At 36.7% G+C, this 15,760-nt stretch carries 17 protein-coding genes; 1 reads left to right on the top strand and 16 read right to left on the bottom strand.

Features of this window, described 5'->3' with window-relative positions:
* Positions 1-17: 17 nt before the first annotated feature.
* The 6 genes from BN985_RS11315 to BN985_RS11290 all read right to left on the bottom strand — a co-directional run bounded on the left by BN985_RS11315 (position 18) and on the right by BN985_RS11290 (position 5,398).
* Positions 18-941 carry a D-alanine--D-alanine ligase gene (locus BN985_RS11315; RefSeq protein ID WP_042223568.1) on the bottom strand — a complete coding sequence of 308 codons (924 nt, stop codon included), beginning with the start codon at positions 939-941 and terminating at the stop codon, positions 18-20.
* A gap of 77 nt (positions 942-1,018) precedes the next feature.
* Positions 1,019-1,603 carry a genetic competence negative regulator gene (locus tag BN985_RS11310; protein ID WP_042223567.1) on the bottom strand — a complete coding sequence of 195 codons (585 nt, stop codon included), beginning with the start codon at positions 1,601-1,603 and terminating at the stop codon, positions 1,019-1,021.
* Between the two features lie 323 nt (positions 1,604-1,926).
* On the bottom strand, positions 1,927-2,235 hold the full coding sequence (locus tag BN985_RS11305; RefSeq protein WP_042223566.1) for a hypothetical protein: 309 nt from the start codon (positions 2,233-2,235) through the stop codon (positions 1,927-1,929).
* Complete coding sequence (locus BN985_RS11300) at positions 2,225-2,812, bottom strand: CPBP family intramembrane glutamic endopeptidase (protein ID WP_042223565.1); 588 nt, start codon at positions 2,810-2,812, stop codon at positions 2,225-2,227. The genes BN985_RS11305 and BN985_RS11300 overlap by 11 nt, the downstream gene beginning before the upstream one ends.
* Positions 2,809-4,341 carry a RecQ family ATP-dependent DNA helicase gene (locus BN985_RS11295; RefSeq protein WP_042223564.1) on the bottom strand — a complete coding sequence of 511 codons (1,533 nt, stop codon included), beginning with the start codon at positions 4,339-4,341 and terminating at the stop codon, positions 2,809-2,811. Before BN985_RS11295 ends, BN985_RS11300 begins: the two co-directional genes overlap by 4 nt.
* Positions 4,328-5,398 carry a helix-turn-helix domain-containing protein gene (locus tag BN985_RS11290; RefSeq protein WP_042223563.1) on the bottom strand — a complete coding sequence of 357 codons (1,071 nt, stop codon included), beginning with the start codon at positions 5,396-5,398 and terminating at the stop codon, positions 4,328-4,330. Before BN985_RS11290 ends, BN985_RS11295 begins: the two co-directional genes overlap by 14 nt.
* Positions 5,399-5,544: 146 nt before the next feature.
* Here BN985_RS11290 and BN985_RS11285 point away from each other — a divergent pair, with 146 nt between their 5' ends.
* Positions 5,545-5,799: a ferredoxin gene (locus BN985_RS11285; RefSeq protein ID WP_042223562.1), complete on the top strand. Its 255-nt coding sequence runs from the start codon at positions 5,545-5,547 to the stop codon at positions 5,797-5,799.
* 110 nt (positions 5,800-5,909) lie between these two features.
* Here the strand turns inward: BN985_RS11285 and BN985_RS11280 are convergent, their stop codons facing one another.
* From BN985_RS11280 to BN985_RS11235, 10 genes are all read right to left on the bottom strand, one after another.
* Positions 5,910-7,070: a hypothetical protein gene (locus tag BN985_RS11280; RefSeq protein ID WP_042223561.1), complete on the bottom strand. Its 1,161-nt coding sequence runs from the start codon at positions 7,068-7,070 to the stop codon at positions 5,910-5,912.
* On the bottom strand, positions 7,071-7,604 hold the full coding sequence (sigX, locus tag BN985_RS11275) for an RNA polymerase sigma factor SigX (protein WP_042223560.1): 534 nt from the start codon (positions 7,602-7,604) through the stop codon (positions 7,071-7,073). It lies immediately after the preceding gene.
* 203 nt (positions 7,605-7,807) lie between these two features.
* Positions 7,808-8,305 (bottom strand): DUF6580 family putative transport protein, encoded by a 498-nt coding sequence (locus BN985_RS11270; protein WP_042223559.1) that lies wholly within the window; start codon positions 8,303-8,305, stop codon positions 7,808-7,810.
* Positions 8,306-8,308: 3 nt separating this feature from the next.
* Positions 8,309-8,743, bottom strand: a complete 435-nt coding sequence (locus BN985_RS11265) for a DUF4430 domain-containing protein (RefSeq protein WP_042223558.1) — start codon at positions 8,741-8,743, stop codon at positions 8,309-8,311.
* A 46-nt stretch (positions 8,744-8,789) separates the two neighbouring features.
* Positions 8,790-10,556, bottom strand: a complete 1,767-nt coding sequence (locus BN985_RS11260; RefSeq protein WP_042223557.1) for an ATP-binding protein — start codon at positions 10,554-10,556, stop codon at positions 8,790-8,792.
* Positions 10,556-11,269: a response regulator transcription factor gene (locus BN985_RS11255; protein WP_042223556.1), complete on the bottom strand. Its 714-nt coding sequence runs from the start codon at positions 11,267-11,269 to the stop codon at positions 10,556-10,558. Before BN985_RS11255 ends, BN985_RS11260 begins: the two co-directional genes overlap by 1 nt.
* Before the next feature lie 135 nt (positions 11,270-11,404).
* Positions 11,405-12,598, bottom strand: a complete 1,194-nt coding sequence (ccsB, locus tag BN985_RS11250; protein WP_042223555.1) for a c-type cytochrome biogenesis protein CcsB — start codon at positions 12,596-12,598, stop codon at positions 11,405-11,407.
* A gap of 17 nt (positions 12,599-12,615) precedes the next feature.
* Positions 12,616-14,259, bottom strand: coding sequence for a cytochrome c biogenesis protein ResB (gene resB, locus BN985_RS11245; RefSeq protein ID WP_042223554.1), 1,644 nt, complete (start codon positions 14,257-14,259; stop codon positions 12,616-12,618).
* A 28-nt stretch (positions 14,260-14,287) separates the two neighbouring features.
* Positions 14,288-14,866 carry a thiol-disulfide oxidoreductase ResA gene (gene resA, locus BN985_RS11240; protein ID WP_042223553.1) on the bottom strand — a complete coding sequence of 193 codons (579 nt, stop codon included), beginning with the start codon at positions 14,864-14,866 and terminating at the stop codon, positions 14,288-14,290.
* A 63-nt stretch (positions 14,867-14,929) separates the two neighbouring features.
* Positions 14,930-15,664 carry a pseudouridine synthase gene (locus BN985_RS11235; protein WP_042223552.1) on the bottom strand — a complete coding sequence of 245 codons (735 nt, stop codon included), beginning with the start codon at positions 15,662-15,664 and terminating at the stop codon, positions 14,930-14,932.
* Positions 15,665-15,760 lie beyond the last annotated feature (96 nt).

Genomic DNA, 15,760 nt, shown 5'->3' with positions numbered 1-15,760 from the left:
ATTGTTAGATGCTCTTTCTAGTTTCTTTTACCTACTGATCGATTAACAAAGGATTCGATCATAGAATCGTAATCAAGCCCTATCTCATTAGCAGCATCAGGATAAAGACTGGTAGGTGTCATACCAGGTAAAGTGTTTACTTCTAGAATTATAGGTCGATTTTCTTCTGTTAATATAAAATCAACTCTTGAATAGGTTTTACAACCTAGTGCTTTATGTGCTTTAACTGCTAACTCTTGAATAATTTTAGTAGTCTCTGGGTCAATTTCCGCCGGGATTATGTGCTCACTTCCACCCTGGGCATATTTAGACTCATAATCGTAATAAGCATTTTTAGGGATGATTTCTATAATAGGTAATGCTTCCTCGTCAAACACAGCTACTGTAATCTCTCTTCCTTTGATAAAATCTTCGACTAAAACCATGTCATCACTTAGTGCGGCATTGTTTAAACCTTCTAATATTTGATCTGCTTCTTTCACAATCGTCAACCCCAATGTGGACCCTTCCCGATTTGGTTTTATCACAAAAGGGGGTTTAAATAATTGGTTGACTTCTTCTTCTAATTCTTTCATGTTCGTTTCATTTGTTATTGAGTACATTTTACTCTTCGCTATAGGAATGCCGTTTAATTCAAAGACCTGCTTTGCCTTCGATTTATCCATTGCAAGTGCAGATGCTAAGACACCTGAACCTACGTATGGCAATCCTACCATTTCTAACAGCCCCTGGAGACGGCCATCCTCACCAAATTTCCCATGAAGACCAATAAACACAAGATCCACATTTAATCTTAGTATTTCCTCTAATCTACCAGGGTGAAAATCAATTCCCGTCACGTCATGGCCGTTGTTTTCTAACGCCCGTATAATCCCTTTTCCTGAGGAGAGTGATACTTCTCTTTCTCCAGAGGTTCCTCCATATAGTACAGCAATCTTCATTCGGTGCACTCCTTATTTCAGTTCTCTAGCAGAAACCATATACCATCGTATCATTTTAAACAGACATGTTCTATCATTTATTTTGTGTAAAAAGATTTCATAATGTTTTTAACAGCATCTGAGACATATATCTGCTTCCCATATTCCAGTAAACGGTAAGATGTAATAATGCTGGGACTTGAATACTCCGACATTATTGCTATAACGTCTTCTTTATTTTTTTCTTCTAGGTCATTATCATCAAGAAGCATATAATAGGTTCCTTGCATAAAGTAAACTTGACCGCCAGAAATTCCGATTTGGCTTAAATAAGAAGCAACCTGAATAATGTTTTCAAAGTCTGAAAATGAAAAGATTAATTCTTTGCTTTCATCCAATGTCACTTTCATTTCAATGAAGTCCTCATCCCAATCTAAATTTTCGAACTTTTGCGTGACGATAACGTGCATGCCCTGTGCCTGCATAAGATGGACCTGGACAAGAAGTTCACCTTCTAACTCAAAATCCAGCTCTGAACTCGCTTCGTACATCATATCACTGAACAGGTTCTGGACGCTTGTAGCATCGTGCCACAGGTTTTCCTTTGTAAACCCGCGTTCAATTAAATCATCAAATGTTAAAAAAATGGTGAACTGGTCATCAGACACTCTTTCTATGCGCATACAGCATCCTCCTCCAAATAATCATCTGTCTAAAGCGATTGCTTTTATTCATTCACAAAGCTGTTTCTCTATACTATATGCTTTTCTTAATTTTGTTGAACTTGACAGAGGTATTTTTCACTATTTTCAAACGTTCGCCCTGTAATTTGGACTTAAAAAACCTTCATATTATAGTGGAAATCGGCTATAAAAAGGGTTTTACATTATACCAACCTCATTAAAAATAGGCATCCAACCTAACTTTATCCAGCATTCTCTAACGTTTTCTTTTGTTATGCTGGTAGTTCTCTCTTAACTTAAATAATTTATATGCTTGAACCTGTTTAGCTTATGAAAAATGTGATTATTTCATCCTGCCATACATAATACACCCCTGCCAGGATTAAAAGTAAGAAGATGACGACCGTCGTCAATCTCATTAAGGAACCATTCATTCTAAATTTAGTACGCTTTGAGTTTTGACCATGTATTTCTTTCCTGGGAGGTAAGTTAAGTAGATCTATTTCATCCTCTTTATGCTGTTTTTCTTCTTCTTCTGCTGGTTCAGCCGTTTCAACTGAACTCTCTAGTTCCTCAAAGATTCTTCGTAGCTCATCAGCCTGATCATCGGTCTCATTTGTATTATGCTTCACCAATTATTCCTCCCTTATAATAGCGAATAGCTACACCCAACAGAAAGTCCACTATGAAATGTGCCGTTATGGTTACTAGCAAATTTCCAGTTTGTTCAAATAAATAACCAATATAAAAACTAACCATGATAATGGAAACCAGTAAAACTGGTTTTTTTAAATATCGAATATGAATTAGTGCAAACAGAACACTGGCAAAATAATAACCAAAGGTTGTTTGAATTACACCTCTAAATAACATCTCTTCGCTGATGGCTACTAGCAAAGAAAGTATTATTATGAAAGAAAGAGGCTGTCCCTTAAATAGCTTCTGATTAATACCACCATCATCAAAAGTTGTAGGCGGCAATAGGCGTATTAAAATAAGATCAACTAACACAATAATCACGCCAGGTATAAATCCATAATAAAATATCTGTTTTGTATCCCAAATGAAGTATTGAAACCAATCCGTAAGGGACTGGAAAAACCACAAACTTAAAAAGAATCCAATTGTAAGGAGGGTAAGCTGTGAAAAAATAACTTGCTTCCTTAATTCTTTATCTGACATTCGTAATATTAAATCTCGTTGACTCATTCTATGTTAACCAAAAGTAACTTTTTTAACTTTTCTTCCCAAGAATACACTTTTCCTTGTTCTTGCTGTAATTGTTCTGGTTGCCAATTCTCCCAAGAAAATCCACAATTACTACAGCATTGATCCATAGCTGAAGTAGATGAATGTTGAAAATCTTGATAAAGCTTCTTCCTTAAGCAACCAGTATAATAAATCCAATTAATAACAGATTGAAGTTGTTTTTCCTTAATATTAAGTCTTTCCTCACACTTATTGCGAATTGCTAGGTAGGCTGCTTTCCAAATCTCTTGATCGAATTTAATGTTATTTGCTCTTAGGATATCATGTTTTTCAAGTTGATACCTTAAAAACCTCCACTTAGGTTCAGAGATTTGAAACATTAAAAAATTCTCTTGATCCTTAATTGATAGAGTCTTCCCTTCATCATGCATTGCTTTTAACTGTCTAAAAATCAATGCGATTTCATTGTTTGTTGGCAGCTCTGACTTCATTATATTCTTTGGTAAATATACATCCCCTTCGGAAAATAATAACAAACTCACACTAGATTTATTATCGCGTCCTGCTCTGCCAACTTCCTGGATATATGCTTCCAACTGTGGGGTCAAATGGTAATGGACGATTAACCGTACGTCCTTTTTATTTATACCCATACCAAAGGCACTCGTACAACATATGGCATCTAATTGGCCGTTCATAAATTGTTGTTGGATTATGATACGATCTTGAGGCTCCATCCCGCCATGATAAAACGCAACACGACGATCTGTTTTCATACTTAACAGGGCGGAGATATTCTCGGCATCTAACCTGCTAGAAAAATAAATAATAGTCGGTACATAGTAAGATTTTAATAATGAAACAATCTTATCCTGCTTTTCTTTGTCCCCAGACATATGTTCCACATTAAATGCAATGTTCGGTTTGTCAATTGGATAAATATGTTTTTTCATATTGGGTTTATCTAGGTATCCTAGAATATCTTGTTGGACACCTGTAGTGGCAGTAGCACTTAATGCAAGTACAACAGGGTCGTCCAAGTTGGAAATAATCTTTCTTAGCTTTAAATAATCGGGTCTGAATTCATGTCCCCATTGTGAGATACAATGTGCTTCATCTACAACGAAAAGACGAACACCAACCTGTTTTAACTTCCGTTGGACCTCAGGTCTCTGAAGCAATTCAGGTGATATGTATATTAATTTGTAGCGATGTATTTCATTCCATATTGTTCTCCGCTCCATTATATCCATAAAACTATTAACTGCAATTACACCTTTAATATTTATAGCTTTTAATTGTTTCACCTGATCCATCATTAATGATATAAGTGGCGAAACCACGACTGTTATACCTTCTAAAAGCATCGCTGGCAATTGATAACAGATAGATTTACCAGATCCTGTCGGAAGTACTCCCATTACATCATTTCCGGTCATAACATCCTCAATAATTTCCTTTTGGCCTAAACGAAAAGATTGATAGCCAAAATGTATATTAAGCTCTTTTTCTAAATTAAATGTGGACATTTTTTTCACCCGCTTGCTCGTAACCAGCCATAAATAAACGTATTTGAAAATACGTTGTCTCCTTTTCTGTTAGTGCTTTTATTTCTTTTAATTTATTTGATGTTGCTTTCTGAATCGCCATCAAAATGTCCTTTTGAGTTGCAGCAGGGACATAATTCTGTATTGGAAAATCTTCTTGATAAAGTGCAATTTCAACAAGGTGATCCTGGATAGTATTTACTCGTAAATTCCTTACTAAAGCAATATTCTCGATAGAATATTGCTTCTCAAGCAGTTGAAAAGTTTTAAAAGCAGAATCAGTTAAAAGACGTTTCTTGCTTCCTTCCATTATCATGTTGTATAGCAATGGAAAAGTAACTTCCTTATCCATAATCTTAGAACACATTTGGTGCGAGATTCCAGTTAATAGAAGTTGTACATCTTCCATTATCATGTCATAGGAATTCGCTAATTGCTCCCAGCTCATGCCATAATACTGATGACCACTTAACCTGTCAACAAAGATGGTGGCTTCCTTCTCTTTTAATTCAAGGAGTAAATGAAAAAGCTCACTATGTAAGTCTCGTAAATAGGAGGGAATTCTCGCTTTATTTAAATTATATTGCTCCTTCACCCAGCTTTCGGCCAGGTGATTATCAACTACAGGTATGAAAGAGAAACGTTTCATTCCTACATTAGAAAACGTTTGGATAACCAATGTTAACCGATCTAGAAACATGTCAGCAGTATCCTTGAACTTTAAACCGTTAAAATAATGTATAGGATATTGATCTTTTTTATCGTGTAGCCACATTTTTCCCTTGGTTGTCAATTGGAGAGTTGAATAAGCCTGATCACGTATCAAAAACCCCTCTTCATTTAATTCATTCAATATTCGGTTGTACACTTCTCGGTCTAATTTTTTGTGAATATTATAGTACGTTGTTAACTGATATAAATGAATATCTTGAACAGTTTGAACAGACCTTTTTCCTGTAAGGATGTGATAGATTGCAGAATCTGTTCTTTCATCAGATAGCCTATCACAACACACTAGGATAATTCCTTTTAGCAGCATAATTCCCCTTCCCCCTTTACAAGAAAGATCTAATTCCATTATAAAGAATGCCAGCATGAAAAGAAAGGCAAGCAGTTCTAATTGTAATTAGGATAGAACCGTTTTAGAATGAAATATGAATATCCTAAAAAGTTGGAGGTGTAGAAGTGCCAAAATACACCATTGTAGATATAGAAACTTGTATTGCCTGTGGAGCATGTGGGGCTGCTGCGCCAGAAATATATGACTATGATGATGAAGGAATTGCATTTGTTAAACTTGATAACAACTCTGGAATGCTAGAGGTGGATTCAGATTTAGAAGAAGATATGTTAGATGCGTTTGAGGGTTGCCCAACTGATTCGGTAAAAGTTTCCACAGAACCTTTTCACGGGAACCCTTTAAGATATGAAGAAGGATAAATATTCTTAAATGATATATTAGACGCTATACAGTACATAGTAATTACAATCACTTCATTACACAAAAGAAGAGCCGTACAAATTTGTACGGCTCTTTCTCCATTTCACGATTAAGGAAGCATGATTGGGTTTACCGATTCGGGAACTTGAAGAACTTCTGATACATCATAATAACCTAATTCATCTCCAGAGTTAGTATGGAACTTTACTAGTTCATACCCATAGCTTTTAGCAGTCATTAGGATCGCCTCAACCATAATGGTACTTGTTCGAACATTCGTATTGGTGACATCGTTATTTATTGTAATTTCAAGTTGTGTATCATGTTCGGCAACTGAAAAATCTAGGTCCTTCGGAATGGTAGAAAAAACGTCAAAGTCTTCATCTCCATTTTGCATCTCCATAAACGCTTCCTCTATAGTGGTATATTCCTTGAGTGGTAGTTCTACAAGCAAATTATCTTGATCGTTACTGTATAACTTATAAGCAGTTTTTGTTTTAGTTAACGGTAGTTCGGTTATTTTACCAAATTGACCGAGGTCTACACCACCTGGATTTTTAAAGACGGCTTTCTGGATCCCATATGGAGTAAACATTGCACTTAATTGATCCTCAAACATATTAGGCACCGTTGAACCTTCGCTTACGTTAAAACCCTTGGGTAAATCAAGAATAACCTCATTGTTTTCCTCATTTATCTCAAACGTTACCCCCTTAAATAAATAAGTAGAAGTAGTTAGTACATGTTCTGTTATATACGATTCAAGTTCATTATAGTATATTTCTTTATCATTCTGTTCAGGCACAATAAACGAAATAGGAATGACATACTGTAATTGTGGATCACTTGTCGCACCATGAACAACTGTTGATTGATCGGTCTTCTGCTGAACAAACATACCCGTATTGTTTGCCTCCATTGTTTCATCAGATTGTGTAGTACTCTCTTGCTCCGCACTCTCCTCTATAGCTGCCTCTTCCTCAGAAGCGTATCTCATCGAGTCACCGCTTTCTGCTACGTCATTCTGGGGTATATTATAATTATTGTAGAAGAGAAAAGAAACAAAAATCAAAATAGCGGTTGCAAGCAGTGTGCTTAATAGAGGTACCCATCTGTTTCTGTTGCTCTTCTTGTCCCTCTTTCTTTCTTCTTGGTTAAATTGAGAAAGGATCTGTTGTTTAACATCTTCTTTTGCACGCGGATCTGAAACAGGTGGCATTTGTGAAAGCTGTTCACTGATGTCTCTATACTTTTGTTCTTTAGATTGCAATTAGATCTCCTCTCCTCTCTCTCGATATTCGGAGATATGTCTTTTTAATACCTTAAGCCCTCTGTGTTGCGTTGTTTTTACTTTACTAGTAGTGAAATTTAGAATGTCCGCAGTTTCTTGTATAGATAACGACTGAATATACCTTAGTATAAGGACACTTCTTTGATCAACTGTACAATAATCAAGGTACTTATATATTTTTTTTATTTCCTCATTTTTTATTACCAATTCATCAGGAAGCGGCTGGTTGTCTTGTAAGGTATGGCTTTTTTCACCCCAATTAAAGTATTCCGCAATTCGATCTCGAGTTCGTTGCTTGCGACGAAAGTAATCGAGACTAACATGCCTTGCAATGGAAAAGAGCCACGTTTTTATGCTACTCTCTCCCCTGAACCCCTCAGAAGATTTGAGAACCCTCAAGTAAACCTCTTGCACTAAATCCTCTGTTATCTGTTTATCCTTTACCATATAAAATACAAATTGATATAAATCCTGGTGATACTGATCATAAATTTCATCAAAAACGACCTTCATTAAAGATCCCCCGTTCTAATAGATAGTCGTTTGTTCCCTGTCAAAAGTTACATTATAGCTACACTATATGTCAGAAAGACAGGTTTAAGCAAGTCAATTCATACTAAGGTAGAAGTATAAATGAAAAAATGATCCCACTAAGTAAGTGTAGACCATTTAAAAAAATTAGATTATAACCAAAAAAGATGGTTATAATCTTCAAACTAGAGAAATTTACTTTCGTATTGTTTAAAAAGATAGTGAAAGATTGGATAGAATAACATGATGAAAATAGCATTTCCAATTGCATGTTGGGTGTCAAATGGCAAGCCTGCAAGGTAATATGGCCAAAAGTGCCCACTAATTTGGTAATTCGTCAGCGAAATTACGAGTCCGTAAAAATAGCCACAAAAGGCAGCGTAAATGGCGATCAAGAAAAGCGGCGCTTTACTTAATTGTTTTCGGAGAAGTCCACTAATCACCCCAATTAGTACCCATGATATAAGCTGCCAAATAGTCCAGATACCCATCCCTAAAAGCATATTCGAAACAAACGTAACGATAATTGCCAGCAATACTGCAGAAGCAGGTCCTAGCATAAAACCACACAGAATAATAAGTGCCGTTACAGGCTGTACATTAGGCAGAAATGCAAATACATATCTGCCTAATACAGCCAAGGAAGCTATTGATGCTAACAAGGTTAGTTTATAACTAGTCACAGCTTATTCCCATTTTTGAAAATCAAATACTACTTCGTCTCCAGCCTGGAGTTCATAATCGGCTGCACCTACATTAACACGTTCACCATTTACGGTATAAATCCAAGCCCTTTCCTCGTCATCTTCTGAGGATACTCTCTCTATTGAAGTAATGAATTGGCCGCTTCCATCCGTTTCAACATAAAAATTATCTTTTAAAACCTCTAAAAGATTCTCTCCTTCTTCTACTGGTATTTCCTTTTCATGTATATATTCCTCACCCTGATCTTTGGTTAAGGTAATTTTAACTGTATCTTCATTCTGCTCTGATGTCTGATTACTCTCAGATTGTTCGGCATCCGTTTCTGAAGCGGTATCTTCCTCTGATCCAGAGCCACAAGCGGTGAGAAGAACAAAGACAAGTAAGAACGCAACCATTTTCCATAATTGTTTATGCATCTTATCTCCTCCATACTAATTTCTTTTTTTCATAAATAAATTAAATTTAATTGTTCCTTTTGTGAGGCATTCTTATTATAAATGTAGTTCCCTCATTCACTCTACTTTTTACTGTAATGATACCGTGATGAGAGTCAATTATATTTTTAGCTATAGCAAGTCCTAATCCTGTACCTTTTTTCTTGTTATTTCGCGCTCTTGATTTATCTGCTTTATAAAACCTTTCAAAAATAAATGGGAGATCTTCCTCAGGGATGCCACTACCACTATCTTTAATTTCAATGGAAAGCTCATTTTCATTATTGGTAGCATACACCGTAACATGTCCCTCTTCGAATGTGTGCCTGATTGCATTGTCTATAAGATTGATCAGAACTTGTTCCATTCTGTCAGGGTCAAAGCTTGCTGTGGCCTTTACAATGTCCTCTTTTAAATCGATCTGTATTTTTCCTTCACTTGCAAGACCACTAAACTTCTTTACAATCCGTTTGAGGTATGGCTCTACCTCAATCTCTTCTATTTGTAATTGTTGGTGCCCCGCTTCCATTCTTGCAAGATCAAGCAATTCATTTACCAGCCTACCCATTCGTAGTGATTCCTCGTAGATAATTTGACCAAGTTCATTTTTTTGTTCCTTCGTTTCAGCTATATCATCAACGATTGCTTCACTATATCCTTGGAGCATTGATATAGGTGTTCGTAATTCATGCGATACATTCGCAATAAAGTCCTTACGTAGCTTATCAAGACGTCTCTCTTCTGTCATGTCTCGAATAACCGCTACTGCCCCCCTAACAAAGGCTTGATCATAAAGTGGTGTCATTAGCATTACCCAATTTCGACCTTGAAGACTAATCTCATGAAGTACCTCTGTTTCTCTTTCAATTACTTGTAACAAGATCAGGTTTAATTCATCCGGTAGCTTTCGCTCTTCTTTACTTACAGTACGGTTATTTTCATAATACCAGCTTTCAATAAACCTTTCGGCAGGTGTATTAGTTACAATCATGTCTCCATTTCGATTTAAAGTAATGACTCCATCTGCCATAGAGCTGACAATACTTGAGAGCTGCTCTTTTTCTTGTCTTAAAGCATTAATATGAAATTTCAACTGCCTTCCCATACGGTTAAAAGCTAAGGCAAGTTCTCCTATTTCATCGTGTGTCAAAATTGGAACTTTCGTGTCAAACTCACCTCTTGTAAGATCAAAAGCAGCCTCGCGCATTTTAATTAGTGGTGATGTAATTCTAGTAGAGAGAAAGAAAGCAAAAATTACAGTCAGGACAATAGCTATTCCTGCTGCAAGAAAGATGATTTTCGTCGTTTCTGCCTTGGTTTGATCAATAACGTCTAAAGACTGGTAGACAAAGATTGCTCCTTGGTTATCTGAAGTAGGGATTCCCACGATCATCGCTTCCGTGTTACTATCAGGCAAAACCATTTGTCTGCGAATTTCTTCATTATTCTCAAGTTCTTCCATTAAATTTTCTTTTTGCAGCCATGTATCTTCAAGCCTTGATAAGTTTTCGTCTCCGCCCTTGGACACCCATACTTCATTATTATCATATAATATGGCAACACGGCTCGCAGGATCTTTAACCCTTTCCGTCGTTTCAGCAATTAAGTTTTTACTTTCATGTTGTTCAATAAGTACGGAAACCTTTGTAGCAGTTTGTAACATGTCACTTTCAGCAGATTCAATATGGAAGCTCTCAAAAAATTGTAACAGCAAAATGGTTAAGATAAACAAAACAAAAGAAACAAGTAAAAGTATGGTTATAGCAAGCTTTCCAACGACACTTTTCCAAAACATTAGCTATCTTCTACCTCGAATTTATAACCTACGCCCCATACTGTAACAATCATTTTCGCTGCCTCTGAGGACACGGCATTAAGCTTTTCTCTTAATCGCTTAACATGTGTATCAACAGTCCGCAGATCACCAAAAAACTCATATTGCCATACTTCCTTTAAGAGGTGCTCTCTATTAAATACTTTGTCCGGTGACTTTGCGAGGAAACATAATAATTCATATTCTTTTGGTGTTAAATTAACTTCCTGTCCCTCTGCTAAAACCCTATGTGCATCATCATCAATTTCTAGATGTCGAAAAACCAACACATTTTTTGCAGCTTCGTTCCCTTGGTTGACGGAAGATGGAGATACTCTGCGTAGTAGTGCCTTTACCCGGAGTATTACTTCTCGAGGACTAAATGGCTTAACTATGTAGTCATCAGCACCAATTTCAAACCCTTGAACTCGATTTGCTTCCTCTCCTTTTGCAGTAAGCATCATGACAGGGGTGTTTTTTTCTTTCCTTAATTCCTGACATACTTCGATTCCATCCATTTCTGGCATCATTATGTCGAGTAAAATAACATCATAGTCATTGGTAAGCGCAAGTTCGAGCGCGTCTTTACCATTATCAGCTTCTTCCACTTCGTATTCCTCTCGCTCTAAATACATTCGTATTAATCTGCGTATACGCTCTTCATCATCAACGATTAAAATCTTTCCAAGTGGCATAACTTTTCCCCCTATCAAATCTCTAATTTAGAGTATAAACGATGTCAAAATAAATGTATAAAATAAAACTTGTGCATTGATAGTAAAACAAGGTATTCCTTTATGGATACCTTGTTAAGTCTTGAGTGAGTTTACTTACGCGTAAGAATGTAATCCTGCAAGCACAAGGTTCACTACAATTAAGTTAAACATAATAATAGCAAATCCTACTGCTGCCAGCCAAGCAGATTTTTCTCCATGCCACCCTCTTGATAGGCGTAAGTGGAGAAAAGCCGCATAAAAAAACCAAGTAATGAGTGCCCAAACTTCTTTCGGGTCCCATCCCCAAAATCTGCCCCACGCTTCTTCTGCCCAAATCGCAGCAAATATTAAACCTCCGAGCGTAAAAATAGGGAAGCCAATTGCGACAGCTCGGTATGTAATCTCATCCAATAAATCAAGCTTTGCATTTTTTAATAAAGGTTGAATTGCTGCCCCAAGTCGCTTGCGCAATGTGAGCCTTAACAAGAGATAGATAACAGATCCTGTTAAAAAGGACCATATTAGAGTATTAAACTTTCTACCTGAATCAGCACCATGCATCCAAGCTGGTGTCTCAAATAATGGCTCCATTACCCCTTCAGTCAGCAGCGTACCATCTGTCGGTCCAGCTATTGCAGGTAAATGATAGTCCGTTGTGACGGTATTACCTCCACTATTAGGATAATCAAATTGTGCACTATAGTTCATAAAGTTGAAAACTACCGTGATCACGATAAACCCAACAAATAATATTAGAGAATACATCACAATTTCTAGCCATGTTGTATGCTTACTTTTAACAGTCTGATCAATTTTTTTGATCAGATAGATTAACCCCGCAACAAAGCTAATGGTTAAAATCCCCTGTCCTAAAGACACAGTCGTTACATGAATATATAGCCAGTGACTTTGTAGTGAAGGAATTAAAGGCGATACTTCTGTTGGGAACATGCTTGCATACGCAATAATAATGAGAGCCACAGGTAATGCAAACAGCCCAAGTACAGAAAGCTTGTAAATAAAATAAATGACAATGAATGCCAAAACAATTGTCATTCCAAAAAATGTCATAAACTCAAATAAATTACTAACTGGAGCATGTCCACTTACCATCCATCTAGTAATAAAATAGCCAACTTGCGCTAGGAAGCCAATAATAGTTAGCGTAATTCCAATGCTGCCAGCTTTTCCCTTTTTGGTATTACCCCGCTTATCTCGAATTGTTGCCGAGAAGAAAATTGTCGCAATTAAATATAAAACGAAAGCAGTGTATAAAAGTGCACTACTCCACTCTATTAATTCACTCATAACAAACCTCCTATTAACTATTCATCTAATTCTTGTTGATCTGTTACATTTTTAATGCTTGTCCCTGAAATTGCTTTTTCAATATCTTTTTTAACACCAAACCAATTCTTATTCGTATGTGCAGCTAATAATACACCACCGTCTTTAGGATTCACCCAAATCCTTCTATGTTGCCAGTACATTCCCTGGATTACACCAATCATAAAAATCGCAGCGCCAACGCCAAAAAATGGAAGAGAGTAATCTTTTCTTACAGTTAACCCACTTGCATCTCGCATTTGGAAATCTGTTATACCAACGTTATATTGGTTCTCACCAGATGCATCGATATTCTTACCAATACCAAGAAAACTTATCTCAGGTGTCTCACTGTCTGGTGGGTATACAAATAAAACAAATGCAGGATTCCTTGGATAATTCGTTTCGGAGGCAGGGGTTCCATCATCCCGTAAATAATAATCTGGATAATAATTACGTAATTCCACCTTGAATCCATTTTCCAATTCATATTCTGATTCCGGGTCTGCTAAATTAATCGTAAAGGAATCGATAGCTTCTTCTTCAGGATCATTCACTTCATGAATTTTAAACGACATTTTTTCAAATTCGTTTGCTTGGTATCCAGATTGGTAAACAGAATATCCATCAAATTTCACAGGGTGATTCATTCGTATTGAACCTTCTGCAATCTGATTCAGCTCTGGTTCAGCTCCTGGTACAGGGTTGTCCTCAGCTTTGTAAATGGTGACATCTGTTTGATAATTACTAGGAACAGCAGCACCCTCTAATGAAATAGCATCACTGAATCGCTCATCGTTTTCATCATATGTTTCCAGGACAAAATCATGGTTCTCAATGTAATATTCCCCATCTGTCCCTGGTATTACTAATTGTTCTCCTTCTCTAACCCATACATATTCATTCGTATAGAAAAAAGGCGTTGAACGTAAAATGGCAGCAAGCAGTATAATGATTAACCCAATGTGGTTTACGTAAGGACCCCATCTTGAGAATCGTCCTTTCTCTGCAAGCAAATATCCTTCTTGGTCCTTAACATTATAACGCTGTTTCTTAAGGTTCTTTTTTAATGTATTCAAGTCTTCCTCTGACACATTTTTCGTCTCACTAAACAATCGCTGTCTACTTAAAAAGGACTCATGACGCTTTGCCTTTTGCTGTCTAAGAGCCTTAAATAACGGGACAAACCTATCAAGACTAGCGATGACAAGTGATATCCCTATTAACCCTATCAATAGCATATACCACCATGAGCTATATAGATTATGGAAACCTAATTGGTAAAATATAAGACCAAAAATTCCATATCTCTCTTGATAAAAGACATCTGGGTCTCTATTCGGTGCATCTGCTGGTATGTATATTTCTTGAGGGAATATCGAGCCAATGGCTGAAGCAACCAATGCAATAAAAATGAGCCACACACCAACTTTTACTGATGAAAAGAAGCTCCATATTTTATCAACAATAGCTTTATTATGAGTTTGGGAGCGTCTGGCTGCACCATCATACCTCATATTTAGTAGATTCTTCTTATCATTGCCATCTATGTGTTGATTTCCCTCAATTGGCTTCCCACAAGCTTCGCAGAGTATCGTACCCTCTGGGTTTAAATGCCCACATTCACACTTAATTTTTTTCATAAAAATCCCTCACAATTTTTAATCACTGTTACGATGCATCTGGTTGAATATCCTGTAAACGTTTTTCTAAGGACTCCAATGACAATGCTCCTTTTACAATATGTTCAATTGTGCCATCTGGGTTTATAAAATAGGTACTTGGTATTGGCCCAATTTTATAAAGGTCTTTCACTTCACCCGAAGCGTCATATGGAATTGGAAATGTTACATTATAATCATCAATAAACCTGTTAACAACTAACTTGGTAGAATCAAGGCTTATCGCAATGATCTCCACTCCCTTTTCTTTATACTCAGGATACAGTTGTTCCATATAAGGCATTTCCTTTTTACACGGTTCGCACCAAGTTCCCCAGAAGTTCAACATGACACCTTTACCCTCGTAATCACTAAGTCTAAAGGATTCTAAGTCATTATTATGGCTGATCTGATTTAACATAAAGTCAGGTGCCTGATCTCCTACTTTATAAATCGTATTATCTTTTTGCAAATTAGAAACCAATGCAAATATGAGTACAACGACCAATATAGCAAGAATACTTATACGGAATATAAAGCGATTTCTCTTTTTGTTTCTTTTTGTTTTTTTTACTTTATCCAGGCTCAATTAGATCACTCCTCCAAGTTACTATTATACCATTTTACCTGGAAGCTAATTTTGACTATTATCTTACAATTTCAACGCCAAATTTCTCATCTGCTTGACTTCTTTTGGTGTTAATGCTCGATATTTGCCTGGTTGCAGCCCATCCAGATTTAAAAGACCGTATGATTCCCGTTTTAGCTTTTCAACAGGGTAACCTAAGCCCTCCATCATTCTTCTTACATGGCGATTCTTTCCTTCACGTAAAGTTAGTTCAAGTCGCATAGAATTCTTTTTCTTATCGACAGAAAGTACATTATACTGAACTGCCTTTAAAAGGTCCTTTTCCGATTGCACACCTTTTTTAAGCTTAGCCAGATCCGTCTTAGTCGGTATACCCTTCAATTTTGCAACATATACTTTGTCAACCTCATATTTGGGGTGCATTAGCATGTTAGCGATTTCCCCGTCGTTTGTTAAAAGCAAGACTCCTGAAGAATCGTAATCCAATCTACCAACAGGATAAACGCGCTCTGGTATATCTACAAGCAGGTCTGTGACAACCTTTCTGTCTTTATCGTCTTTCACACTAGAAATAACGCCGCGAGGCTTATAAAGCAAGTAGTATACTAATTCTTCCTTTTCCAAAGGCACACCATTAACTTCAATGGTATCACTCGACGTAACCTTTGTGCCAAGCTCGGTTACGACAAGGCCATTCACCTTAACTTTTCCTTCAGTTATTAATCCTTCTGCTTTTCTTCTTGAGGTAAGGCCACTTTGGGCAATAACCTTCTGAAGACGTTCATTCATGTTTGACATTTATATCACCATTTCCTTCTTATCGAACCATTAATTAATGGCGTAATTCTAACGTTAACTTACTTGCCTAAAATAATATGACGGTCGCCATGCTAC

The sequence above is a fragment of the Oceanobacillus manasiensis genome (assembly GCF_000724085.1).
GTDB lineage: Bacteria > Bacillota > Bacilli > Bacillales > Amphibacillaceae > Oceanobacillus_B > Oceanobacillus_B manasiensis.
The sequence above is the reverse complement of the archived record's forward strand: the minus strand, read 5'-3'. Positions and strand labels throughout refer to the sequence as shown.

Excerpts from the sequence above, each read along its gene's own strand:
- BN985_RS11315 (WP_042223568.1), bottom strand. The coding sequence starts at position 941 with ATGAAGATTGCTGTACTATATGGAGGAACCTCTGGAGAAAGAGAAGTA.
- BN985_RS11310 (WP_042223567.1), bottom strand. The coding sequence starts at position 1,603 with ATGCGCATAGAAAGAGTGTCTGATGACCAGTTCACCATTTTTTTAACA.
- BN985_RS11300 (WP_042223565.1), bottom strand. The coding sequence starts at position 2,812 with ATGAGTCAACGAGATTTAATATTACGAATGTCAGATAAAGAATTAAGG.
- BN985_RS11295 (WP_042223564.1), bottom strand. The coding sequence starts at position 4,341 with ATGTCCACATTTAATTTAGAAAAAGAGCTTAATATACATTTTGGCTAT.
- BN985_RS11290 (WP_042223563.1), bottom strand. The coding sequence starts at position 5,398 with ATGCTGCTAAAAGGAATTATCCTAGTGTGTTGTGATAGGCTATCTGAT.
- sigX (WP_042223560.1), bottom strand. The coding sequence starts at position 7,604 with ATGAAGGTCGTTTTTGATGAAATTTATGATCAGTATCACCAGGATTTA.
- BN985_RS11265 (WP_042223558.1), bottom strand. The coding sequence starts at position 8,743 with ATGCATAAACAATTATGGAAAATGGTTGCGTTCTTACTTGTCTTTGTT.
- BN985_RS11260 (WP_042223557.1), bottom strand. The coding sequence starts at position 10,556 with ATGTTTTGGAAAAGTGTCGTTGGAAAGCTTGCTATAACCATACTTTTA.
- BN985_RS11255 (WP_042223556.1), bottom strand. The coding sequence starts at position 11,269 with ATGCCACTTGGAAAGATTTTAATCGTTGATGATGAAGAGCGTATACGC.
- ccsB (WP_042223555.1), bottom strand. The coding sequence starts at position 12,598 with ATGAGTGAATTAATAGAGTGGAGTAGTGCACTTTTATACACTGCTTTC.
- resB (WP_042223554.1), bottom strand. The coding sequence starts at position 14,259 with ATGAAAAAAATTAAGTGTGAATGTGGGCATTTAAACCCAGAGGGTACG.
- BN985_RS11235 (WP_042223552.1), bottom strand. The coding sequence starts at position 15,664 with ATGTCAAACATGAATGAACGTCTTCAGAAGGTTATTGCCCAAAGTGGC.